General features: G+C 71.5%; 22 protein-coding genes. 9 read left to right on the forward strand and 13 right to left on the reverse strand.

Annotation, left to right across the window (positions count from 1 at the left end):
* Positions 1-47: 47 nt before the first annotated feature.
* Genes ABE438_RS19145 through ABE438_RS19170 form a run of 6 tightly spaced genes read left to right on the forward strand, consistent with a single transcriptional unit; the run spans position 48 to position 5,414 of the window.
* The gene (locus ABE438_RS19145) at positions 48-1,094 is read left to right on the forward strand and encodes a BMP family ABC transporter substrate-binding protein (protein ID WP_346504271.1); all 1,047 of its coding nucleotides are present in this window, start codon (positions 48-50) and stop codon (positions 1,092-1,094) included.
* Between the two features lie 11 nt (positions 1,095-1,105).
* On the forward strand, positions 1,106-1,513 hold the full coding sequence (locus ABE438_RS19150; protein ID WP_465248641.1) for a cytidine deaminase: 408 nt from the start codon (positions 1,106-1,108) through the stop codon (positions 1,511-1,513).
* A gap of 54 nt (positions 1,514-1,567) precedes the next feature.
* Complete coding sequence (locus ABE438_RS19155) at positions 1,568-2,380, forward strand: purine-nucleoside phosphorylase (RefSeq protein WP_346504273.1); 813 nt, start codon at positions 1,568-1,570, stop codon at positions 2,378-2,380.
* A 3-nt stretch (positions 2,381-2,383) separates the two neighbouring features.
* Positions 2,384-3,145, forward strand: a complete 762-nt coding sequence (gene deoC, locus ABE438_RS19160) for a deoxyribose-phosphate aldolase (RefSeq protein ID WP_346504274.1) — start codon at positions 2,384-2,386, stop codon at positions 3,143-3,145.
* On the forward strand, positions 3,145-4,470 hold the full coding sequence (gene deoA / locus ABE438_RS19165) for a thymidine phosphorylase (RefSeq protein ID WP_346504275.1): 1,326 nt from the start codon (positions 3,145-3,147) through the stop codon (positions 4,468-4,470). The genes deoC and deoA overlap by 1 nt, the downstream gene beginning before the upstream one ends.
* On the forward strand, positions 4,467-5,414 hold the full coding sequence (locus ABE438_RS19170; protein ID WP_346504276.1) for a 2-hydroxyacid dehydrogenase: 948 nt from the start codon (positions 4,467-4,469) through the stop codon (positions 5,412-5,414). Before deoA ends, ABE438_RS19170 begins: the two co-directional genes overlap by 4 nt.
* Here the strand turns inward: ABE438_RS19170 and ABE438_RS19175 are convergent.
* From ABE438_RS19175 to ABE438_RS19185, 3 genes are all read right to left on the reverse strand, one after another.
* Positions 5,408-6,280 (reverse strand): C40 family peptidase, encoded by an 873-nt coding sequence (locus ABE438_RS19175; protein WP_346504277.1) that lies wholly within the window; start codon positions 6,278-6,280, stop codon positions 5,408-5,410. The two genes, ABE438_RS19170 and ABE438_RS19175, sit on opposite strands and share 7 nt — an antisense overlap.
* Before the next feature lie 48 nt (positions 6,281-6,328).
* Entirely contained in the window at positions 6,329-6,682 is a 354-nt protein-coding gene (locus tag ABE438_RS19180; RefSeq protein WP_346504278.1) for a MarR family winged helix-turn-helix transcriptional regulator, read from the reverse strand.
* Between the two features lie 80 nt (positions 6,683-6,762).
* Complete coding sequence (locus tag ABE438_RS19185) at positions 6,763-8,145, reverse strand: leucyl aminopeptidase family protein (RefSeq protein ID WP_465248640.1); 1,383 nt, start codon at positions 8,143-8,145, stop codon at positions 6,763-6,765.
* 162 nt (positions 8,146-8,307) lie between these two features.
* Here ABE438_RS19185 and ABE438_RS19190 point away from each other — a divergent pair, with 162 nt between their 5' ends.
* Entirely contained in the window at positions 8,308-9,174 is an 867-nt protein-coding gene (locus ABE438_RS19190) for a tetratricopeptide repeat protein (protein ID WP_346504279.1), read from the forward strand.
* A 144-nt stretch (positions 9,175-9,318) separates the two neighbouring features.
* Here ABE438_RS19190 and ABE438_RS19195 read toward each other — a convergent pair whose 3' ends face one another.
* From ABE438_RS19195 to ABE438_RS19235, 9 genes are all read right to left on the reverse strand, one after another.
* The gene (locus tag ABE438_RS19195; protein WP_346504280.1) at positions 9,319-10,299 is read right to left on the reverse strand and encodes a type II secretion system F family protein; all 981 of its coding nucleotides are present in this window, start codon (positions 10,297-10,299) and stop codon (positions 9,319-9,321) included.
* 10 nt (positions 10,300-10,309) lie between these two features.
* On the reverse strand, positions 10,310-11,290 hold the full coding sequence (locus ABE438_RS19200; protein ID WP_346504281.1) for a type II secretion system F family protein: 981 nt from the start codon (positions 11,288-11,290) through the stop codon (positions 10,310-10,312).
* Between the two features lie 22 nt (positions 11,291-11,312).
* Positions 11,313-12,761, reverse strand: coding sequence for a CpaF family protein (locus ABE438_RS19205; RefSeq protein ID WP_346504282.1), 1,449 nt, complete (start codon positions 12,759-12,761; stop codon positions 11,313-11,315).
* A 5-nt stretch (positions 12,762-12,766) separates the two neighbouring features.
* A complete protein-coding gene (locus tag ABE438_RS19210; RefSeq protein WP_346504283.1) occupies positions 12,767-14,023 on the reverse strand; it encodes a CpaE/TadZ family protein in 1,257 nt (418 codons plus the stop codon).
* Positions 14,023-14,745, reverse strand: a complete 723-nt coding sequence (locus ABE438_RS19215) for a CpaD family pilus assembly protein (RefSeq protein WP_346504284.1) — start codon at positions 14,743-14,745, stop codon at positions 14,023-14,025. Before ABE438_RS19215 ends, ABE438_RS19210 begins: the two co-directional genes overlap by 1 nt.
* A 42-nt stretch (positions 14,746-14,787) precedes the next feature.
* Positions 14,788-16,257, reverse strand: a complete 1,470-nt coding sequence (locus tag ABE438_RS19220) for a type II and III secretion system protein family protein (RefSeq protein WP_346504285.1) — start codon at positions 16,255-16,257, stop codon at positions 14,788-14,790.
* The gene (gene cpaB / locus ABE438_RS19225) at positions 16,254-17,033 is read right to left on the reverse strand and encodes a Flp pilus assembly protein CpaB (RefSeq protein ID WP_346504286.1); all 780 of its coding nucleotides are present in this window, start codon (positions 17,031-17,033) and stop codon (positions 16,254-16,256) included. The genes ABE438_RS19220 and cpaB overlap by 4 nt, the downstream gene beginning before the upstream one ends.
* A gap of 123 nt (positions 17,034-17,156) precedes the next feature.
* Positions 17,157-17,669: an A24 family peptidase gene (locus tag ABE438_RS19230; protein WP_346504287.1), complete on the reverse strand. Its 513-nt coding sequence runs from the start codon at positions 17,667-17,669 to the stop codon at positions 17,157-17,159.
* 116 nt (positions 17,670-17,785) lie between these two features.
* Entirely contained in the window at positions 17,786-17,956 is a 171-nt protein-coding gene (locus tag ABE438_RS19235; RefSeq protein WP_346504288.1) for a Flp family type IVb pilin, read from the reverse strand.
* A gap of 414 nt (positions 17,957-18,370) precedes the next feature.
* Between ABE438_RS19235 and ABE438_RS19240 the strand changes: the two genes are divergently transcribed.
* A complete protein-coding gene (locus ABE438_RS19240) occupies positions 18,371-18,919 on the forward strand; it encodes a pilus assembly protein N-terminal domain-containing protein (RefSeq protein WP_346504289.1) in 549 nt (182 codons plus the stop codon).
* Between the two features lie 173 nt (positions 18,920-19,092).
* Here ABE438_RS19240 and ABE438_RS19245 read toward each other — a convergent pair whose 3' ends face one another.
* Positions 19,093-20,592, reverse strand: coding sequence for a phosphomannomutase/phosphoglucomutase (locus tag ABE438_RS19245; RefSeq protein ID WP_346504290.1), 1,500 nt, complete (start codon positions 20,590-20,592; stop codon positions 19,093-19,095).
* A 477-nt stretch (positions 20,593-21,069) separates the two neighbouring features.
* On the opposite strand from ABE438_RS19245, the gene ABE438_RS19250 reads away from it, so the two are divergent.
* On the forward strand, positions 21,070-22,296 hold the full coding sequence (locus ABE438_RS19250; RefSeq protein ID WP_346504291.1) for an iron-containing alcohol dehydrogenase: 1,227 nt from the start codon (positions 21,070-21,072) through the stop codon (positions 22,294-22,296).
* The last annotated feature ends 2 nt before the right edge of the window (positions 22,297-22,298 follow it).

Genomic DNA, 22,298 nt, shown 5'->3' on the forward strand with positions numbered 1-22,298 from the left:
CTTCGAGCCCCGCGCGCCAGGGAGGGCGATATCCGGGATATGACGCCATGCGCCTGACAGCTTTCCTCCTTCTCGCCCTGGCGACGGCCTGGCCCGGCGCCGGCCTGCGCGCCCAGCAGCCGGCGCCCGTCCCGGCCGATACCGAGGCGCCCGCGCCGGTTCCGGCTCCGGTGCCGGCCGTGCTGTTCGGGCCGGGCGACGGGCTCGACCATTCGCTGGTCGCGGGCGGGGAGGCGGCGCTGGCGCGCTACACCGCCGAGACCGGCCAGCAGGTGCGCGTCGTCGGCGAGACCGATCCGGCCCAGGCCGAGCAGGCGCTGCGCCGTCTGGCGCAGGAAGGGCACTCGCCGATCCTCGCGGTCGGCGCCGCCCAGGCTCAGGCGCTCGGCAAGGTCGCGGGCGAGTTCCCGGCGCTGAGCTTCGGCCTCGTCGGCGCGCAGGCCGAGGGCGCCAATCTCCGCTCGATCCTGTTCCGCGACCAGGAGGGCGCCTATCTCGCCGGCCTGCTCGCCGGCATGGCGGCCGACGGCGGCAAGGTCGGCTTCGTCGGCGGCATGGACGGGCCGAAGACGCGCCAGATCGCCTGTGGCTTCCTGCAGGGCGCCCGCGCCGCCCGCCCGGACGCGGTGGTCTTCCAGAACATGGCCGGCGACGGCGCCAGGGCCTGGAGCGATCCGCAGCGCGGCGCCGTGCTGGCGCGCTCGCAGATCGACCGTGGTGCCGAGGTGATCTTCCAGGCCGCCGGCGAGACCGGGATCGGCGTGCTGCGCGCCGCCGCCGATGCCGGGCGGCTCGGCATCGGCTTCGGCCTCAACCAGAACGCGCTGCAGCCCGGCCGGGTGCTGACCTCGGTGCTGCGCCGCGGCGAGGTGGCGCTCAGGCTCTCGCTCGAGGCGGCGCGCGAGGGCCGCTTCACCCCCGGAACGGTTTCCTACGGGATCAAGGAGGGCGCTATCGGCTGGGTCTTCGACGAGGCGAACAAGGGCGTGGTCACCGCCCCGATGCGCGAGGCCGCCGACAAGGCGCAGGCCGCGATCGCGGCGGGCGCGCTCGCGGTGCACGACTTCACGGCAGATTCGGCATGCGCGGCATGAGCGGCGATCCGGTGAGCGAGGCCGATCTCGACCGGCTGTTCGTGGCGGCGAAGGCGGTGCAGGCGCGCGCCTACGCGCCCTATTCCGGCTTCCGGGTCGGGGCGGCGGTGCTGTCGGAGGACGGCGCGGTCCATGCCGGCTGCAATGTCGAGAACGCCGCCTATCCGGTGGGCAACTGTGCCGAGGCCGGGGCGATCGCCGCCATGGTCGCCGGCGGCGGCCGGGCGATCCGGGCGGTGCTGGTGCTGGGCGAGGGTGAGGCGCTGGTGACGCCCTGCGGCGCCTGCCGCCAGCGCATCCGCGAATTCGCCGAACCGCAGACGCCGGTCCTCGTCGCCGGGCCGGACGGGTTGCGGGCCCGCTTCACGCTGGAGCAGCTGTTGCCAGCCTCGTTCGGACCGGCCAATTTGCGCCGGTGATTTGCGGGCCTGTCGCCCGCGCAGCGAGAGGCCTCCGCGCCGATGGAACAGACAATGGCGGCGGACGCCCTCTTCACGCGCGCGGCGGCCTTCCTGGCCGAGCGCGGCATCGCCGGCAGGGTCGACTGCGCCATCGTGCTCGGCACCGGGCTCGGCCGCATCGTCGACGACATGGCCGATGCCGTCTCGGTGCCGTTTTCCGAGATCCCGGGCTTCCCGGCCGGCGCGGTCTCCGGCCATGCCAAGCAGGTCTCCTGCGGCACGATGCACGGCCGGCGCGTCCTGCTCTTCGAGGGCCGCGCCCATGTCTACGAGACCGGCGATCCGGCGGCGATGCGCGTGCCGCTCGGCATGCTGCAGGCGTTCGGATCGCCGCCGCTGCTGCTCACCAATGCGGCGGGCTCGCTGCGCCAGGATCTGCGCCCGGGCAGCCTGGCGCTGATCGCCGATCACATCAATTTCAACGGGCCGAATCCGCTGGTCGGCGACACCGGCGACGGCCGCTTCGTCTCGATGATCGACGCCTACGACCCGCATCTGCGGGCGCGGCTGCGCAAGGCGGCGCTGGCCTGCGGCGCCAATCTCGGCGAGGGCGTCTACATGTGGTTCTCCGGCCCGAGCTTCGAGACCCCGGCCGAGATCCGCATGGCCAAGACGCTGGGCGCCGACCTCGTCGGCATGTCGACCGTGCCGGAGGTGCTGATGGCGCGCCGCTACGGCCTGCGCGTCGCCGCGATCTCGATCGTCACCAACATGGCCGCCGGCCTGCATGGCGGCGCGCCCAGCCATGGCGAGACGCGCGACGTCGCCGCCACCGCCTCGACGGCGCTGCGCCGCGTGCTGCGCGCCTTCCTGTCGGAGCTCTGAGGCGTGGCGGATGCCGCCCTCGCCAGGCGCGCTTTGCGCCTGCTCGACCTGACGGACCTCGCCGAGGACACGACGGCGCAGGCGACGCGGGCGCTGTGCGCACGTAGCCTCGCCGCGCCCGGCCCGGTCGCCGCCATCTGCGTCTGGCCGCGCTTCGTCGTCGCCGCGCGCCAGGCCCTGCCGGCCGGGCCGGTCGCGATCGCCACGGTGGTGAACTTTCCCGCCGGCGGCGCCGAGCGCCCGCCCGTCCTCGCCGCGATCGAGACCGCGCTTGCCGACGGGGCCGACGAGATAGACCTCGTCCTGCCCTGGCGCGCCCTGCTGGCGGGCGACGAGGCCTCCGCCCGCGCCATGGTCGCCGAGGCGAAGGCGCAGTGCGGCCCGCACCGGCTCAAGGTCATCCTCGAAAGCGGGGACCTGCCCGACCAGGCGGCGGTGCGCCGCGCCGCCCGGCTCGCCATCGCGGCGGGTGCCGACTTCATCAAGACCTCGACCGGCAAGTCGGGCAGCGTCGCGACGCCGGAGGCGGCCCGCACCATGCTGGAGGAGATCCGCGCCAGCGGCCGGCCGGTCGGGCTGAAGCCCTCGGGCGGCCTGCGCACGCTCGCCGATGCGGCGTGCTATCTGGAGCTGGCCGACGCGCTGATGGGGCCGGGCTGGGCCTCGCCCGTGACCTTCCGCTTCGGCGCCAGCGGCCTTCACGGCGTGCTCGTCGCCGCGATCGGCACGGCCGCCCCTCCCACCGGCGATCACGGAGCCTATTGATGCGCCTGCCGCAGGAAATCATCGCCGCCAAGCGCGACGGCCAGTCGCTGCATCCCGGCGACATCCGCCAGATGGTGCGCGGCCTCACCGACGGCTCAGTCAGCGAGGGCCAGGCCGCGGCCTTCGCCATGGCGATCTTCTTCCGCGACATGGACGCCGAGGAGCGCGTGGCGCTGACGCTCGCCATGCGCGATTCCGGCTCGGTGCTCGACTGGCGCGACCTGCCCGGCCCCGCCCTCGACAAGCATTCCACCGGCGGCGTCGGCGACACGGTCTCGCTGCCTTTGGCCGCGGCGGTCGCGGCCTGCGGCGGCTATGTGCCGATGATCTCCGGCCGCGGGCTCGGCCATACCGGCGGCACGCTCGACAAGCTCGACGCGGTGCCGGGCTATGTCACCCAGCCGGGGCTGGAGCTGTTCCGCCGGGTGGTGCGCGAGCAGGGCTGCGCCATCATCGGCCAGACGGCCGACCTCGCCCCGGCCGACCGGCGCCTCTACGCCATCCGCGACGTCACCGCGACGGTCGAGACCATCCCGCTGCTGACCTCATCGATCCTGTCGAAGAAGCTGGCGGCCGGGCTGCACGGCCTCGCCATGGACGTGAAGTTCGGCTCGGGCGCCTTCCTACCGCCGCTGGAACGGGCCTCCGAGCTCGCTTCGGCGCTGGTCTCGGTCGCCAATGGCGCCGGGCTGCCGACGACGGCGCTGTTGACCGCCATGGACGAGCCGCTGGCCTCGGCCGCGGGCAATGCGCTCGAGGTCGCCTATGCGCTCGACCATCTCACCGGGCGGCGGCGCGAGCCGCGCTTCCACGCCGTCACGGTGGCGCTCTCGGCACAGATGCTGCTGCTCGGCCGGCTGGCGGCGAGCGAGGCCGAGGCGGTGGCCATGGTCGAGCGCGCCTTCGACAGCGGCGCGGCGGCGGAACGCTTCGCCGCGATGATCGCGGCGCTCGGCGGCCCGGCCGACCTGCTGAAGCGGCCGCAGGCCCATCTCGCCGCCGCGCCGATCATCCGCCCGGTCTTCGCCGACCGGCCCGGTTATGTCGAGGCGATCGACACCCGCGCGGTCGGCCTCGCCGTCGTGGCGCTGGGCGGCGGCCGCACCCGGCCAGAGGACGGCATCGACCCGGCGGTCGGCATCGTCCAGCTCGCCGGGCTCGGCGAGCGCGTCGGCCCCGATCGCCCGCTCGGCATCGTGCATGCCCGCAGCGAGGACGGCTTCGAGGCGGCCCGCATCCGCCTGAAGCGCGCCTATCGCAGAGGCGAGACCGCCGTGACGCGCGGTCCGCTCATCATCCCGGTCGAGGAAGGATCCCGCTCATGAGTCTGTTGGTCGCGATGACGGTCTGGCACGTCGAGGACTGGCGCGCCCGGTTCCAGGCCCTGCTGCCCGAACTGCCGATCGTGACGCTGGACGAGCCCTTCGACCGGCGTGCCGTGCATTACGTCGCGAGCTGGAAGCATCCCGAGGGCAGCCTCGCCGGTCTGCCGAACCTGGCGGCGATCTTCTCGCTCGGCGCCGGTGTCGACCATCTCTTCGCCGACAGCCGCCTGCCGGCCGTGCCGTTGGCGCGCATCGTCGACCCGGACCTGACCTTCCGGATGAGCGAGTATGTGGTGCTGCACTGCCTGATGCTGCTGCGCCAGCAGCGCCGCTATGCGCGGCAGCAGGACGCCGGCCTCTGGGAGGACGATCGCCACCAGCCGGCGGCGCGCGAGATCCGCGTCGGCATCCTCGGCCTGGGCGAGCTCGGCCAGGACGCCGCGCGCAAGCTCAAAGTGATCGGCTTCGACGTCGCCGGCTGGAGCCGCTCGCCCAAGACGATTCCCGGGCTCGCCACCTTCTCCGGCGAGGAGGGGCTCGACCAGTTCCTCGCCCGCACCGACATCCTGGTCTGCCTGCTGCCGCTGACGCCCGAGACGCGCGGCATGCTCAACCGGGCGATGTTCGCCAGGCTCGCCCGCGACGGCCGCCTGCCGGGCGGCCCGGCGCTGATCAATGCCGGCCGCGGCGGGTTGCAGGTCGAGGCCGACATCCTGGCGGCGCTGGAGGCGGGCGAGCTCGGCTCCGCCGTGCTCGACGTGTTCGAGACCGAGCCGCTGCCCTCGGACTCGCCGCTCTGGCGCCATCCGGCGGTGACCGTGACGCCGCACAACGCCGCCATGTCGGCACCCGAGACGATCGCGGCGCAGGTCGCCCAGCAGATCCGGCGGTTGGAGGCCGGCGAGCCCCTGCAGAACCTGGTCGACCCGGCCCGCGGCTACTGAGCCGCGCGCGCCGGCAGGCGGCGGATGGCGGTCACCGGCCCGCCGCCGCCGGCGAGGATGCGGTCGCGCGCCGGGCGAAGCGGCTCTGAGATCACGCTCATCGTGTAGGCGGTGGCGTGCAGCAGCGTATCGGGGTCGGTCATGATCCCGACATGGCCCTTCCAGAAGACGAGATCGCCGCGCGCCAGCCCCTCCAGCCCGTCGCAGGCGTCGACCGCCGTGCCGAGCCCGGCCGCCTGCAGGTCGGAATCGCGCGGCGCGCTGAGCCCCGCCGCCGCCATGGAAAGCTGCACCAGCGCCGAGCAGTCGAGGCCGAGGCTGGTCTTGCCGCCCCAGAGATAGGGCAGGTCGAGGAAACGCTCGGCCACCGCGACGAAGTCGGGCTCGTGGACTTGGCGCTCCGCCAGATGCGGCTTGAAGACATGGCCGCCGCCCGCCGTCACCCAGAATTCGCCGCTCTCGCCGCTCACCGCGACGCCGGCGCCGAGCGACAGTGCCTCCAGCGGCGGCAGTTTGATCGAGGGGCCGGGGTAGACGAAGCTGCGCAGCGCCGCGACACGATGGCTCGGCGCCGGCGCGTCGCCGGCGAGGCAGGCCTCCGGCAGATAGCCGACATAGCCGTCACCTGCGAGCTGGACCCAGGCCCAGCCCTCGTTCAGCTCGTAGACGTCGACCGCCTCGCCGGCCAGCGCCTCGGTGTCGAGCGCCGCGTCGCGCCGCGGCTCGCGCCGCAGCGGCGCGCTGGCGGTGACGACGCGCATCGGCAGCGGGTCGGCGAAGGCCACAGCTTCGACCTGCCCCTCGAGGCGGCGGGCGGCGAGGTCGGGCCGGGCGGGGGTGAGGCGGCGGTCGGGAATCGGGCTCATGGCCGCCAGCCTAGCGCGGTGCGGCGCCGGACGGAATCGCCGGCGCGCTCAGCCGGGGCCCTGCTCGCGGGCGCGGCGCGTCACCATGTCGGCCAGCCGCTCGACCGCGAGCGCGCCGGCGACGGTGCGCTGGATCACCACATTGCGCCGGTCGTTCTCGTCGCGCCGGCGCGTCACCAGGCCGAGCTTGCCCATGCTGTCGAGGGCGCGCGTGATCACCGGCTTGGTCACGCCGAGCCGCGCCGCCAGCCCGCGCACCGTATGCGGCGGCAGGTCGAGATAGATGGTCAGCAGGATCGCGACCTGCCGGACCGAGAGGTCCGGTTGCGCATCGTGCACCAGGTCGAGATTGACCTGATGCCAGAGCCTGAGCGCCTGCGACGGCTTGATCTCCAGCGCCATGCGGTCGCCGCCCCCGATCGTTACGGGGCCGTATCATTATCCCGCGCGGCCGCCGCCGCAACCTCTGCCCGCCGACAGGCTTAACGCGCCGGATAGAACTGCTTCGCCAGCGCATAGGTCAGCCGCGCCGCCTGGCACTCGCCGCCCTCCGGCCGGCCGGGCCGCGTCGCCGGATTCCAGCCATAGATGTCGAAATGCGCATAGGAGCCGGCCTTCTCGACGAAGCGGCGCAGGAACAGCGCCGCGGTGATCGAGCCGGCGAAGGCGCCGCCGGAGACATGGTTGAGATCGGCCACCTTGGAGTCGAGCATGGCGTCGTAGGGCGCCCAGAGCGGCATGCGCCAGACCGGATCGGCCACCGCCATGCCGAGCCGGGCGATCTCGGCCGCCAGCCCGTCATCGTCGCTGTAGAAGGGCGGCAGCTGCGGGCCGAGCGCGACGCGGGCCGCGCCGGTGAGCGTGGCATAGTCGATCAGCAGCTCCGGCGCCTCCTCGTCGGCCAGCGCCAGCGCGTCGGCCAGGATCAGCCGGCCCTCGGCGTCGGTGTTGCCGATCTCGACGCTCAGGCCCTTGCGGCTCGCCAGTACGTCGCCGGGGCGGAAGGCGTCGCCGGAGACCGCGTTCTCCACCGCCGGCACGATCAGGCGCAGGCGCAAGGCCAGCCCGGCATCCATGATCATGCGCGCCGCGGCGATCGCAGCCGCCGCACCGCCCATGTCCTTCTTCATCAGCAGCATGCCGGCATCGGTCTTGAGGTTGAGCCCGCCGGTGTCGAAGGCGACGCCCTTGCCGACCAGCGTCACCTTCGGCGCGTCGGGCGCGCCCCAGCGCAGCGAGACCAGCCGCGGCGCCCGCGGCGAGGCGCGGCCGACCGCGTGCACCATCGGGAAGCCGGCGGCCAGCAGGTCGTCGCCGACCACGCTCTCGACCTCGGCGCCGAAGGTGTCCGCGAGATCGCGGATCGCCGCCTCGATCTCGGCCGGGCCGAGATCGCTGGCCGGGGTGTTGACCAGGTCGCGGCCGAGCGCCGTCGCCGCGGCGATGCGGCCGAGCTCGGCGGCGTCGACGCCGTCGGGCAGCACGAGCCGCGCCTGTCGCGGCTGCGGCTTGCGGTAGCGCTCGAAGCGATAGGCCGAGAGCAGCCAGCCCAGCGCCGCCAGCGCCGGATCGCCGGTCTCGCCGGCGAGCGCATAGTCGCCGGGCGGCAGCACGGCCGAGAGCCGCCCGGGCGCGAACGGGTCGTGACGCCGCCGCGCCTCCTCGACGCCGAGCACCACCGCGGCGAGCCCGCCCGCCGCATCCGGCAGCAGCGCATGCGCGCCGGGTGCGGCGGAGAAGCCCTGGGCCCGTGCGAAGGCGGACGCCGGCGGCGGCAGGGTCGCGGCCAGGGCCGGCCAGCCGGCGGCGGTGACGCAGTGGACGGGCGTGGCGGCGTGGCCGGCGGGCAGAAGCAGGGGATGCACGGCGTGTTTGGCTCCGGGTTCCGGCGGCGTCGCGGGGTCTTGCGTCAGGCTTGGTTCGGTGTGCCGCAGGCCCGGCGAATCCGGCCGGTTAACAGTCCGTTAGGGTTAACGTTTTATCACCGTCGGCAACAGCTTCCGCGATTTGTCGAGGCGTTCCGGCCGATGACCATGCCTGCTTCCTCCCCCCGGTTCGCCCGGCTCGCCGCGGTTTCGCTGGCCTGCCTGATGCTCGGCGCCTGCCAGATGCGCGGCGGCCCCGGCGACGTCACCGGCTCGATCTCCGCCCGCCAGACCCAGCCCCGCACGCCCGAGCAGTGGCGCGCCGAGGAGGCGCAATGGGGCAAGCGCTACGAGGCCGACAACCGCAACCGCGACGCCGCCTTCTTCTATGCCCGCGCGCTGCGCGCCCTCGACAAGAACGCCCAGGCGCTCGCCGTGCTGCAGGGCGCCGTGCTCACTCATAACGACGATCGCGAGCTGCTCGGCGCCTATGGCCGCTCGCTCGCCGACAACGGCCGGCTCAAGGAGGCCGACGAGGTGCTCGGCCGCGCCCATACGCCGGAGCGGCCGGACTGGCGGGTGCTCTCGGCCCAGGGCACGGTCGCCGATCAGCTCGGCGAACACGAGCGCGCCCAGCGCATCTACGCCACCGCGCTGCGCTTCGCCCCGAACGAGCCGACGGTGATGTCCAATCTCGGCCTGTCGCTGGCGCTGTCGCGCCAGCTGCCGGAGGCCGAGCGCGTGCTGCGCCAGGCTGCCGGGGCACCGGGCGCCGACATGCGCGTGCGCCAGAACCTCGTGCTGGTGCTCGGCCTGCAGGGCCGCTTCCAGGAGGCCGAGCAGGTCGCGCAGCGCGACATGAGCCCGGCCGAGGCGCAGAGCACCATCGCCTATCTGCGCCGCACGGTGGGCCAGACCAACAGCTGGGAGATGCTGCGCGGCGGCAAGGGAGCCTCCAACGGCGCGGGCAAGGGCACGGGCGCCAAGCCGGCCCGCAGCGCCGCCGTCCCGGCCGCCCCCGCCGGCTGAAGGCCAAGCGTCGTCCGCGCCGGCGGCCGCCGGGCGAAAAGGCCGCGTCTTCGAGGATCAAGCGGAAGCGCTGGAAGCGATATGGGCGGGGTCCTCGGGGACCGCGCCCTTTTTTGTCGTGTCCGCGCGGCGCGCGGCGGTGGCCTACTTCATCGAGCTCATCAGCTTGATCACCGCCGGCGTCATGATCACCACGAACAGCACCGGCAGGAAGAAGATGATCATCGGCACGGTCAGCTTCGGCGGCAGCGAGGCGGCCTTCTTCTCGGCCTCCATCATGCGCTGGTCGCGGCTTTCCTGCGCCAGGGTGCGCAGCGCGCTGCCGATCGGCGTGCCGTAGCGCTCGGCCTGGATCAGCGCGGTCGAGACCGAGCGCACCGATTCGAAGCCGGTGCGCATGGCGAGGTTCTCATAGGCCTGGCGTCGCTCCGAGAGATAGGAGAGCTCGGCGGTGCAGACGGCGAACTCCTCGGCCAGCGCCACCGACTGGCTGCCGATCTCGGTCGAGACCTTGCGGAAGGCGTGCTCGATCGACATGCCCGATTCCACGCAGATCAGCAGCAGGTCGAGCGCGTCGGGGAAGGCGCGGCGCATCGAGAGCTGGCGCTTGGAGATCTGGTTGGCGAGGAAGATCTCGGGGGCCTTGATGCCGACATAGGCCGCCGCCAGCACGATGCCGAGGCGCACGATCACCGGCTGGCCGAAGCTCTCGATCACGAAGACGTAGAACAGCGCGAACAGGAACATGCCGATCGGCACGACCAGGCGGAAGAACAGGAAGCCGATCTCGGCCTGCTGGCCGCGATAGCCCGCCATGGCGAGCTGCTTCTTGGCGGTCTCGGTGCCGAGCCAGTCGCCGAGCTTGAAGCGCTCGACGATGCTGCGCATGAACTCCTTCGGCTCCTGGCGCAGCGAGACCCGGTCGGACTGGCGCGACAGGCGCTCGCGCTCGCGGGCCCGGATCTTGTCGCGCTCGACCGAGACGCTCTTCATGCGCTTGCCGAGCGCGTTGCCCTCGACCAGCGGGGTCGCGACCGCGAAGACGGTGGCGGCGACGGCGATGCCGCCGGCCAGCGCCAGCAGGAAGCGCGGATCGGTCAGCCGCTCGATCAGGAAGGTGATCATCTCCGGCTCCTCAGATCTCGAAGTCGATCATTTTCTTCATCACCGCGATGCCGACCGCCATCCAGACCAGCCCGGCGGCGATGGCGATGCGGCCGGTGTCGCTGAGCCAGAGGATTTCCATGTAACGGGGGCTGGTCAGGTAGACGAGCAGCGAGACCGCCACCGGCAGCGAGCCGATGATCGCCGCCGAGGCCTTGGCCTCCATCGAGACGGCGGCGATCTTGTCGCGCATCTTGCGGCGCTCGCGGATGACGCGGGAGAGGTTGGACAGCGTCTCCGCCAGGTTGCCGCCGGTCTTCTGCTGGATCGCCAGCACGATGCCGAAATAGTTCGCCTCGGCGCAGGGCATGCGGGTGAACAGCCGCGCCGCGGCGTCGGTCAGCGGCAGGCCGAGCGCCTGGGTCTCGACGATGGCGCGGAACTCGCCGCGCACCGGCTCCTGCGCCTCGTTGGCGATGATGCGCAGGCAGTCGTTCAGCGGCAGGCCGGAGCGGATGCCGCGCACGATCACGTCGATCGCGTTGGGGAATTCGTTGGAGAACAGCCGCAGCCGCTTCTTGCGCCGCCGCGCCAGATAGAAGGCCGGCAGGCCGAAGGCGCCGACCAGCACGCCGATCAGTCCCAGGACGCCGTTGCCGGAGACCGCCAGCAGCAGGAAGCCGAGCACCACGCCGGCGATGGCGCAGGCGATCCAGTACTGCCGGCGCGTGCAGGCGAGCCCGGCCTGCTCCAGCCGCGCCTCGAGGGTGAGCTTGTGGCGGGCCTTCTCGCGGTTGTCGATCTCCTTGAGGCTCTGCGCCACCTGGCCGCGCTTGGCCCGGTTCTGCGCCTCGCGCTCGGCATGGCTGCGGATCGCCGCCGGCGAGGCGTATTCGCGCCGGCGCTTCTCGGCGCGCAGCTGGCCGCTCAGCCGCGGATAGAGCAGCGCATAGACGATGCCGGCCGCGGAGGCGGCGGCGAGGATGACGGCGGCGAGCGCTCCGAGGTCCATGGCGCGGCGATCCTCCTCGCCCTCAGCCCGGACCGGGCTCGGTCTGGGCCTCGAGCTCGTCGAGGGCGGCGGCGAGGCGCTGCTCGTCGCCATAGTAGCGGGCGCGCTCCCAGAAGCGCGGCCGGCCGATGCCGGTCGAGCGATGGCGGCCCATCAGCTTGCCGTTGGCGTCCTCGCCGGTGACCTCGTAGGTCAGCAGGTCCTGGGTGATGATCACGTCGCCCTCCATGCCCATCACCTCGGTGATGTGGGTGATGCGGCGCGAGCCGTCGCGCATGCGCTGGGCCTGGATGATCACGTCGATCGAGGAGCAGATCATCTCGCGGATGGTGCGCGAGGGCAGGGTGAAGCCGCCCATGGTGATCATCGATTCGATACGGCTGAGGCACTCGCGCGGCGTGTTGGCGTGCAGCGTGCCCATCGAGCCGTCATGGCCGGTGTTCATCGCCTGGAGCAGGTCGAATGCCTCGGGTCCGCGCACCTCGCCGACGATGATCCGCTCGGGGCGCATGCGCAGGCAGTTCTTGACCAGGTCGCGCATCGTCACCGCGCCGGTGCCCTCGAGATTGGGCGGGCGGGTCTCGAGCCGCACCACATGCGGCTGCTGCAATTGCAGCTCGGCCGCGTCCTCGCAGGTGATCACCCGCTCGTCATGCTCGATATAGTTGGTCAGGCAGTTGAGCAGCGTCGTCTTGCCCGAGCCGGTGCCGCCGGAGATGACGAGGTTACAGCGCACCTTGCCGATGATCTTCAGCACCTCGGCGCCCGGCGGCGAGATCGCCCCGAAGCGCACCAGCTGGTCGAGCGTCAGCTTGTCCTTCTTGAACTTGCGGATGGTCAGCGCCGGCCCGTCGATCGCCAGCGGCGGCGCGATGACGTTGACGCGCGAGCCGTCGGCGAGGCGCGCGTCGCAGATCGGCGAGCTCTCGTCGACGCGGCGGCCGACCTGGCTGACGATGCGCTGGCAGATGTTCATCAGCTGCGCATTGTCGCGGAAGCGGACATTGGTCAGCTGGATCTTGCCGCCGGTCTCGATGAAGGTCCGGCCGGCGCCGTTGACCATGATGTCGGCGATGTCGTCGCGGGCCAGCAGCGGCTCCAGCGGGCCGTAGCCGAGCACGTCGTTGCAGATGTCGTCGAGCAGCTCCTCCTGCTCGGCGATGGAGAGCACGACGTTCTTCAGCGAGATGATCTCGTTGACGATGTCGCGGATTTCCTCGCGGGCCGACTCGCCGTCGAGCTTGGCGAGCTGCGACAGGTCGATCGCCTCGATGAGAGCACCGAAGATCATGCTCTTCATCAGGTAGTAGTCGTCGGACTTCGCCGGCTCGACCGGGACCGGCGCGGCAGGTACCGCGGCGGCCGCCACTTGCTGGCGCCGCGGCTCGCTCGGCGGCGGTGCGGCCACCGGCCGGGCGGCAGGCGCCGTTGGGGCTGCGAGCGGTGCCTGGGGCTGTCGCTTGCCGAACATCGCGCTCAGGCCTTCCGCCGCTTCAGCCGGGCGACCAGCGGCTCGAACAGGCTGCGCTTGCCGCGCCTGGCCTCGCCGCGCCCGGTCAGGGTGGTGGCGATCTGCACGAAGCTCTCGGCCACCTTCCCGCCGGGCTGCACCTCGGCGATCATCTGGCCGTTATTGGCGGCGGTGCCGAAGAGCTGGGCGTCGAAGGGGATGCTGGCCAGGACCTCGCTGCCGAGCGCCTTGGCGAATTCGCCGGCGTCGATCTCCGGGCGCCGCGCCAGGCCGACCTGGTTCAGCACCAGCCGCGGCGGCACGTCGTTGGGCCTGGCGGCGCGCAGCAGGTCGGAGAGGTTCTTGGCGTTGCGCAGCGAGGCGAGCTCGGGCGCGGCGACGATCACCACCTCGTCGGCGGCGATCAGGGTGCGCTTCGTCCAGGCGCTCCAGACATGCGGCACGTCGAGCACGATGGTCGGCACGCTGGCGCGCAGCAGCTCGAGCAGCAGGTCGAGCGCACCCTCGTCGAGATCGATGGTGCGGTCGAGCATCGCCGGGGCGGCGAGCAGCGTCAGGTTCTCGCTGCAGCGCGACAGCAGCCGGTCGAGCATGTTGGCGTCGAGCCGGTCGGGCGCGAACACCGCTTCCGCGATGCCCTGCGGCGGGTCCTGGTTGAAGTCGAGCCCGGCGGTGCCGAAGGCGATGTCGAGATCGACGATCGCGGTCGAGGCGTCGAGGTCGCGGCCCATCGCCCAGGCGATGTTGTGGGCGACCGTCGAGGCACCGACGCCGCCCTTGGCGCCGACCACCGCGATGCTGCGCCCGAGCAATTGCGTCGCCGGGTTGGCATAGAGTTCCGACAGGGTGCGCAGCACGTCGCGCACGCCCAGCGGCGCGATCAGATAGTCGCTGACGCCGCGACGGATCAGGTCGCGATAGAGCTGCACGTCGTTGACATGGCCGATGACCACGACCTTCGTGCCGGAATCGCAGCTCTCGGCCAGCGCCTCCAGATGCGCGACCAGCGCGGTCGGCTCGCTGGTGGTCTCCAGCACGATGACATTGGGCGTCGGCGCGCCGCGGAAGGCCTCGACGGCGGCCGCCGGGCCGCCCATCTGGATGCGCGCCTGCGCCTTGTCCATGCGCCGGTCGGCGGCGACCGTCTGCATGGTGCCGGCGACCTCCGGCGTCTCGCAGAAGGCCTGCAGCGTGATGCGCGGCAGCGGCGCGATCGGCTCCTCGGCCGGCGGCTCGCGCTCCGGTCTGGCGGCTTCGGCCATCACTTGCCTCCGACCGCGGTGCTGATCGCCATCTGCTGCTGGCGGTACTCGGTCGAGGGGTCCTTGCCCTCGCGCAGGCGGGTGATCGCCGCCATGCGCTTCTGGGTGTCGAGCCGGCCCTCGCTGCGGGCGCGCAACAGGTCGAGCGGGTCGGCGACCTGCGCCGCGAAATTGGCCTGGGTGGCGCAGCCGAGATTCCACAGCGGGTAGTTCGAGGAATCGGTGCGGTAGCTCGAGACGCCCGCATCCTCCGGCCATTGCCCGCAGGCATGCGGCAGCCCCGCCTGCAGCGAGGCATAGGTCAGCCGGATCGGCGCGGCGAGGCCGGGATCGGCGGCGTGATAGGTCCTGACGGACAGAGCCGCGGGCGAAACCCCGGCACGGGCGATCGAGCGGCGGATGCCGTCGAGCGTGTCGCGCGCCGCCATCTCGCGCCCGGTGCCGGTCGGCACCTCGGCGACGAGGCCGCCGCGGCCGCTGCGGCGATAGTCGCCGGCGAAGCGCGTCACGTCGTCGGCCTGGCGCGGATCGAGGCCGGAGCCGGCCCGGCCGACGAAGACGTCGAGCGATTGCGGCGCGTCGCGCAGCACGATCGGATGGCGCTCGCGCGTGTCGAAGGGCGCGGTGCCCTCGGCCAGGTCGCCCTTGGCGCAGGCGCCGAGCGCGAGCGCCGCGGCGAGCGCGGCGACGATCTGAAGCCCCATGCTGGTCTGTGTGCTCACGACCGTCCTTCCCCGCGGAAAATCCATCCGGACGCCCCTTCGTCAGTCGGCGATGAAGCCGATGCGGCCGCGATAGGCCTGCGGCACCGGCCCGCCGCTGGTGGAACCGTAGATCTTGTTGAGCCGGCCCATCAGGATCGCCTGGGCGTCATGGGCCTCGACGAAGCCGTCATCCGGCCGATTCACCTGGCCGGGATTCATCGGCTTAACGATGTAGGGCGTCACCGCGATCATCAGCTCGGTCTCCTCGCGCTGGTAGTCGCGCGAGCGGAACAGCGTGCCGATGATCGGGATGTTCATCAGCCCCGGCAGGCCGTTGATCGACTGGCGCGAGATCCGCTGGATCAGCCCGGCGGTGGCGAGCGTGCCGCCCGACGGCAGCTCGACCGTCGTGTCCGACTTGCGGACGCGGAAGGCCGGCGCGTTCAGGTTGTCGTTCAGGCGGATCTGGTTCTCGAAGTCGAGTTCGGTGACCTCGGTGGCGACCCGCATCGAGATGCGGTTCTCCGACATCACGATCGGCGTGAAGTTCAGCGAGACGCCGATCGGCTTGTATTCCAGCTGGATCGTGCAGTTGTTGCGGCCGGAGAGCTGGTCGACATTGCAGTTGACGCCCTTCGGCGTCGGCATCTCGCCGCCGGCCATGAACTTGGCGCTCTCGCCGGAAATCGCGGTCACCGTCGGCTCGGCCAGCACGCGGGCGAGGCCGGCGCGCTCGAGCGCGCGCAGCGTCAGGTTGGTCGTGTTGCCGATGCCGGCGCCGATCGCAGTAGCGGCGAGCGCCTGGGGCTGCAGCGGGAACGGGTTGTCGATGCTCGGCGTCAGGCTGAACTTGCCGAGCCGCCATTCGCCGGTCGAGTTGATGCCGAGCTGCTTGATCGCCTTGCGCGAGACCTCGGAGATCACGACCTTGACCATCACCTGGTCGCGGCCGCGGATGGTCAGCGAGTTGATGACCGAGCCCTTGCTGGCGTTCTGGCCCTCGCCAGAGACGCCGACGAAGGCGTTGGCGATGTCCATGGCCTGCGTCGCCTCGGAGGCGCTGGCGACCTCGCCGACCAGCAGGATCGAGTTGCCGGCCGGCTTAACCTCGACGCGGGCCTGCGGCATCGCGGTGCGCAGCGTCTGGCGCAGCACGTTGAGGTCGCGGCCGACCTCGATCTCCAGCGCGGTGATCTGGCGGCCCTCGCCGTCGAGCACGAACATCGAGGTCGCGCCGTCGGCCATGCCGATCACGAAGAGCTTGCGGGCCGAGCGCACCACGGCGTTCGCCACCTTGGGATTGGCGACGAAGACCTCCTTGGCGTCGCGCGGCAGCTCGACGATCATCGAGCGGCCGATCGAGAGGTCGATGCGGCGCGAGATCGCGTGCTCGCTGCTGCCGACGTTCAGCACCGGCGCGGGCGCGCGCTGCTGGGCGGTGGCCGGCGCCGCGACCAGCAGCGCCGCGAGCGGCAGCAGGGCGAGCGCGTGCAGGCGGGTGGCCCGGGACGGATACCGGACGGGGATCATGGCTTCACGCCCTTGCTGCTGACGCCGTAGCGCACGAGGGTCAGGCCGCCCTCCGAGGCGCCCGCGGATTGTTCGCCGGCGTCCTGCAGGCTGCGCAGCGCCAGCGAGAGCGAGCCGTTCTTCTGGGCCAGGGTGATCAGCTCGACCTGGGCGGCGTCGAGCTCCAGCGTCGCGGTCTCGCCGACCACGACCTTCTCGCCGTTCTTGTCCTGGACGTTCTGGCCGATCGCCAGCACCCGGACATTGGCGACGATCGCCTCGCTGCTCGCGGGCGAGCCGTGGCGGTTGTTGCTCTCGTCTCGCGTGGTCAGGATCACGTCGACGCGGTCGTTGGGCAGGATGAAGCCACCGGCGGTGTTGGCGCCGCGCCCGTCGGTCGGGATGGCGATGGCGCGCTTGCCGGCCGGCAGCGTCGCGGCGAGGAAGCCCGAGCCGTCGGTGCGGATCAGCCGCTCGCGGCGGATCGGCTCGGCTCCGAAGATCTGGGCGCGCGCAACCTGGCCGACGAACTCGGCCTCGCCCTGCGGCAGGTCCTGCTTGCGGATGACGCCTTCGGGCAGGCTGTCGAGCGGCCAGGCGATCCAGCGCATGTCGCCGGCGGCGACGCGGTTGCCGAGCGGGATGTCGGCCGCGGCGACCAGCACCTCGACGGTCGGCGCCTTCTCGTACTTGACCTGCGACGGCCCCGACTGGCGCGACGGCCGGTTGATCAGGACCGCCGCGGCGAGGCCGGCGACGACCGAGACGGCGAGAATGATGATTCGGGCGGGACTCATGAGCGACGATCCACGCCGGCACGGACCGGCTCCTGCCCGGATCGTGGTGGCCAAACGTCAACTTATGGTTAATCGTCCGTGTCTTTTCAGGGTTACCCGCCGGTTAATGCGGGCGCCCGCGCCTCAGCCGAGGATGGCGAGGCGCCAGATCGGGGCATGCGGCAGCACGGCCAGCGCGCCGAAGGCCAGCGCCACGCCATAGGGCACGCCTTCCTGCACGCCGTGCAGGCGCTTGGCCCAGCGCCAGCTTTCGGCCTTGACCGGCAGCGGCGCGGTGCGCAGCTGCGTCAGCACCAGCGTCAGGATGCCGCCGGCGATCGCGGTCGCCAGCAGATAGGCCGGCAGCGGCTCGAAGCCGAACCACAGGGCGGTCCCCGCCGCGAGCTTGGCGTCGCCCCCGCCCATCCAGCCGGCGGCGAACAGGCCGAAGCAGAGCACGAGCACGAGGGAGCCGGCGGCGAGGTGCAGCGCCAGCTGCGGCCAGCCGAGCCCGACCGAGGCGGCGCAGACGGCGAAGCCGGCGGCCAGCAGCAGGCAGAGCCGGTTGGAGATGGTCATGGAGACGAGGTCGCTCGCCGCGGCATAGGCCATGGCGGCGGGGAAGACGACGAAGACGGCGATCTGCGGCAGGGTCATGCGTCTGCTCCGATGTCTGTCGTCCGGGCGGGGGCGCTGCCCCCGGAAACGGGAGCGCCCCGGATGCCGGGGCGCTCGATCTCTCGCCGTGTGGCGCGGTCCGGTCCGGGCCCGGATCAGGCGCCGTTCAGGGCGGTCGAGATGCGGGTCAGGATGCCGGTGAGGCTGGTGCCGACCAGGTTCATGCCGGCGATCGCGACGACGGCGATCAGGGCGGCGATCAGGCCGTACTCGATGGCGGTCGCGCCGGACTCGTCCTTGGCGAAGCGCGCGAAGAGGGTCTTCATGGTAGTCTCCTGTCCATCACGTTTGACGGCTGCCTTCGCTCTGGAAGCGGCGTCGGTCAGCGACAGGGAGGACACTAGCCCGCCCCTCTTGCCGATCGGTTAAAGCGATCAAGGAAAGCAGACAATTCGCGATGTCTTCGGCCGATGGTTAACGGGCGATTTCATGGATCGCATAATTAACGCATCGTCTACATGATGGCGGAAACTGGAATTGAGATAGATTGTCTTTGAAGGAGGCTAGTCAATACTTCGGTCGGCGTGGCATTCGGGCCGCTCCACCCCGGCCGGGCGCGGGTTCCGCAACGCTCACCGCGCCTGACGAGCCTTCCCGCCGGCTGCGCAGAGCCTGCTCTTAGGAAAGGGTTCATCATTTTCGGCTTTCCTCGCGGCATCGGTAATCTTGGGGCGCGCACCATGTCCATTGCGATGTCTGCTTCGCGGCCGGCCGCCATCGTGGCCCGCGGGACGGTCCTCGCCGTGCTGTCGCTGCCCTTCGCGCTCTCCGGGCCGGTTCTGGCGCAGAGCCTGACGCTTCCCGCGCCTGCCGCCGCGCCGGGTTCCATGGCCGAGACCGCCGCCGACACCGTGCTGGTCAAGGTCGACCACGCCAAGGTGGTGCGCCTGCCGGCCAAGGCGCAGACCGTGATCGTCGGCAATCCGGCGATCGCCGACGTCACCGTGCAGCGCAACGGCGTGATGATCGTCACCGGCAAGAGCTATGGCGTCACCAACCTGATCGCGCTCGACGCCGCCGGCGTGCTTCTGGCGGAATCGCTGGTCAGCGTCGCCGCGGCCTCCGATTCGCTCCTGACAGTGCAGCGTGGCCTGCAGCGCGAGAGCTATTCCTGCACGCCGACCTGCCAGCCCACCGCCCAGCCCGGCGACTCCAAGGGCTTCTTCGACGAGATCGGCGGCCAGACCAAGGCCCGCAACGCTGCCGCGACCGGCGGCGACGGCAAGTAGCCTCACCCTCTATCCGCTACGCCCGGTCACGCGCGCCGCCGACGGTCGATCGAGCGCGGCTTACGGCGCAGGATTGTCTCGTACGTCACAACGAACGATGCCCGCCTCGCGGCGGGCATCGTTCGGTTCCTGGACGGCGGGGGAGCCGGGGCGCGGGCGCCCCGGTGGCCTGCTCAGATCGTCTGGTTGTAGGCGCCGACTTCCGGGTTCTCGCGCAGCACGCCGTCGATCGCCTTGAACATCTCGCGCATGCGCGCCTCCGAGACCGGGCTCTCGCAGACCACGACCAGCTCGGGCTTGTTGGAGGAGGCGCGGACCAGGCCCCAGGTGCCGTCCGCATTGGTGACGCGCACGCCGTTGACGGTGACGACGTCGACGATCGCCTGGCCGGCGATGGGCTCGCCGGCGGCGCGCATCGCCTCGATGCGCTTGGTCACGCGGTCGCTGACCTCGTACTTGATCTCGTCGGCGCATTTCGCCGCCATGGTCGGCGTGCCCCAGGTCTTCGGCACGGCGGCGTAGAGCTCGGCCATCGACTTGTCCGGGTTGCGGTCGAGCATGTCGATCACGGCGATGGCGGTGACCAGCCCGTCATCATAGCCGCGGCCGACCGGCGCGTTGAAGAAGAAGTGGCCCGACTTCTCGAAGCCGGCCAGCGCCTGCAGGTCGCGCACCCGGCGCTTGATGTAGGAGTGGCCGGTCTTCCAGTAATCGGTCTTGACGCCGAGCGCCTGGAGCTCGGGATCGGTCGAGAACAGGCCGGTCGACTTCACGTCGACGACGAACTGGGCGCCCTTGTGCAGGCGGCCGAGATCGCGCGCCAGCATCACGCCGATCTTGTCGGCGAAGATCTCCTCGCCGAGGTTGTCGACCACGCCGCAGCGGTCGCCGTCGCCGTCGAAGCCCAGCGCCACGTCGGCGCCGTGCTCCTTCACGGCGTCGGCCATGGCGTGCAGCATCTTCATGTCTTCGGGGTTGGGGTTGTAGCGCGGGAAGCTGTGGTCGAGCTCGGCATCCATCGGGATGACCTCGCAGCCCAATGCCTCGAGCACCTGCGGCGCGAAGGCGCCGGCGGTGCCGTTGCCGCAAGCGGCGATGACCTTGAGCTTGCGGGTGATCTTCGGCCGGCTGGTCAGGTCGGCGATGTAGCGCGCCGGGAATTCGGGCACGAAGGTGTAGGAGCCGCCGCCGACCAGGTCGAAATCGCCGGCCAGCACGATGTCGCGCAGCTGGCCCATCTCGTCGGGGCCGAAGGTCACCGGGCGCTGGGCGCCCATCTTGATGCCGGTCCAGCCATTGTCGTTGTGCGAGGCGGTGACCATGGCGACGCAGGGCACGTCGAGCGCGAACTGGGCGAAATAGGCCATGGGCGACATCGCCAGGCCGATATCGTGCACCTTGCAGCCGGCGGCCATCAGGCCGGTGACCAGCGCCATCTTGATCGACGAGGAATAGCTGCGGAAGTCGTGCGCCGTGACGATCTCCGGCTTGACGCCGAGGCGGCGGATCAGCGTGCCGAGCCCCATGCCGACCGCCTGCACGCCCATCAGGTTCAGCTCTTTCCCGAAGAACCAGCGCGCATCGTATTCGCGGAAGCCGGTGGGCTTCACCATCGGCAGCGATTCATAGGCGGCGGTATTCGGGAAGAGCTCGGGCAACGGCTTCGGAAACATCGGGCCATCCATCTGCGAGGAGCACCGACCGGACGGTCGGCTGAATGCGTGCGGCGACGATCGCGCCGCCGAGACAGGCCACAGGCAACATGAATGCAGCCTGAGCATGGCGCGGCGGGAGCGTGCACAGGGATCGTGCACAGGGATAACGCATCGGCAGGCGCTTGGGCAGAGGCTTTGGCAGGGGGCTTTGGCAGGGGGCTTTGGGCAGGGGGCTTTGGGCCGCGGCTTGGGCAGCGGCCTCGCGCTGGCGCAGGCGCCATGCCGAGACGGCCTGAAAGCTCCGGTCCGCGCCGGCCGGCCGGCGCTGCCACGCTCTCCGGCGCCCCGCTGACAGCCGCCGCGCGATCGGCGCAGGGCCGTCCCGCCGAAAAGCACCCTCTCTTTCCAAATATCATGGATCATATAGGATATTGGAATAGACGGTCACGACCGGCTCCCGCGGCCCCGCCCGCATCGCAAGAGAGAGACCCCGCCATGTTCGGAGCCCTGCGCCTTCCCGGCACGATCCTGTTCGGCAGCGGCCAGCGCCGCGTCGTCGGCACGGCCGCAGCCCGCATCGGCCGCCGGGCGCTGCTCTGCACCGACGCGCGGCTCGGCGCCCATGCCGACTTCCGGCAGATCCTCGACGATCTCGCCGCGGCGGGCGTCGCGACCCATGTCTATGACCGTACCATCGCCGACCTGCCGGTCGAGGGCATCGCCGACTGCGTCGCGCAGGCGAGGGATTTCGCGCCGGATCTGGTGATCGGCGTCGGCGGCGGCAGCTGCATCGACCTCGCCAAGCTCGCCGCGGTGCTGCTCAGCCATGGCGGCGAGGTCGCCGATTATTACGGCGAGTTCGCCGTGCCCGGCCCGGTGCTGCCGCTGATCGCGATCCCGACCACCGCCGGCACCGGCTCCGAGATCACGCCGGTCGCCGTGGTGCTCGACAGGGCGCGCGCCAGCAAGATCGGCGTCGCCAGCCCCTACATCATCCCGCGCATGGCGATCTGCGATCCCGAGCTGACCTTGTCCTGCCCGCGTCCGCTCACCGCCTGCTCGGGCGCCGACGCGCTCGCCCATGCGGTCGAGGCCTTCACCAGCCGGCCGCGCACGGTCGACGCCCAGCTGACCGAGACCCAGGTCTTCGTCGGCAAGAACGTGCTGTCGGACCATTTCGCCCGCCTCGCCGTGTCGAGCGTCTTCCGCTATCTCGCCCGCGCCTGCGCCGATGGCGGCGATGTCGAGGCGCGCGAGGGCATGATGCTGGCCTCGCTCGCCGCCGGCTGCGCCTTCGGCACCGCCGGCACCTCGGCCGCCCATGCGATCCAGTACCCGGTCGGCAACCTCACCCATACCAGCCATGGCGACGGGGTCGGCGCGCTGCTGCCCTATGTCATGCAGTTCAACCGCTCGACCTGCCCTGCCGCCTTCGCCGAGCTGGCCCGCGTCGTCGGCCTGGACGGCCCCGGGGCCGAGGACGATGCGGCGCTGTCGCAGCGCTTCATCGACGCGGTGGCGGACCTCTTCGCCGCGATCGGCGTTCCCCCGACACTGGCGGCGCTCGGCCTGCCGGCCGGCCATGAGGAGGAGGTCGCCTCGGGCGCGCTAAAGGCGGCGCGGCTGGTGCGCAACAATCCGCGCGAGCTCGACCTGCCGGCCATGCTCGCCATCACGCGGGCGGCTTTCGCCGGCCACCGCGCCGCCCTCGCCGACGCCTGACC

The sequence above is a fragment of the Allobosea sp. TWI1241 genome (genome assembly GCF_039673065.1).
In the GTDB taxonomy this organism is placed as follows: Bacteria; Pseudomonadota; Alphaproteobacteria; order Rhizobiales; family Beijerinckiaceae; genus Allobosea.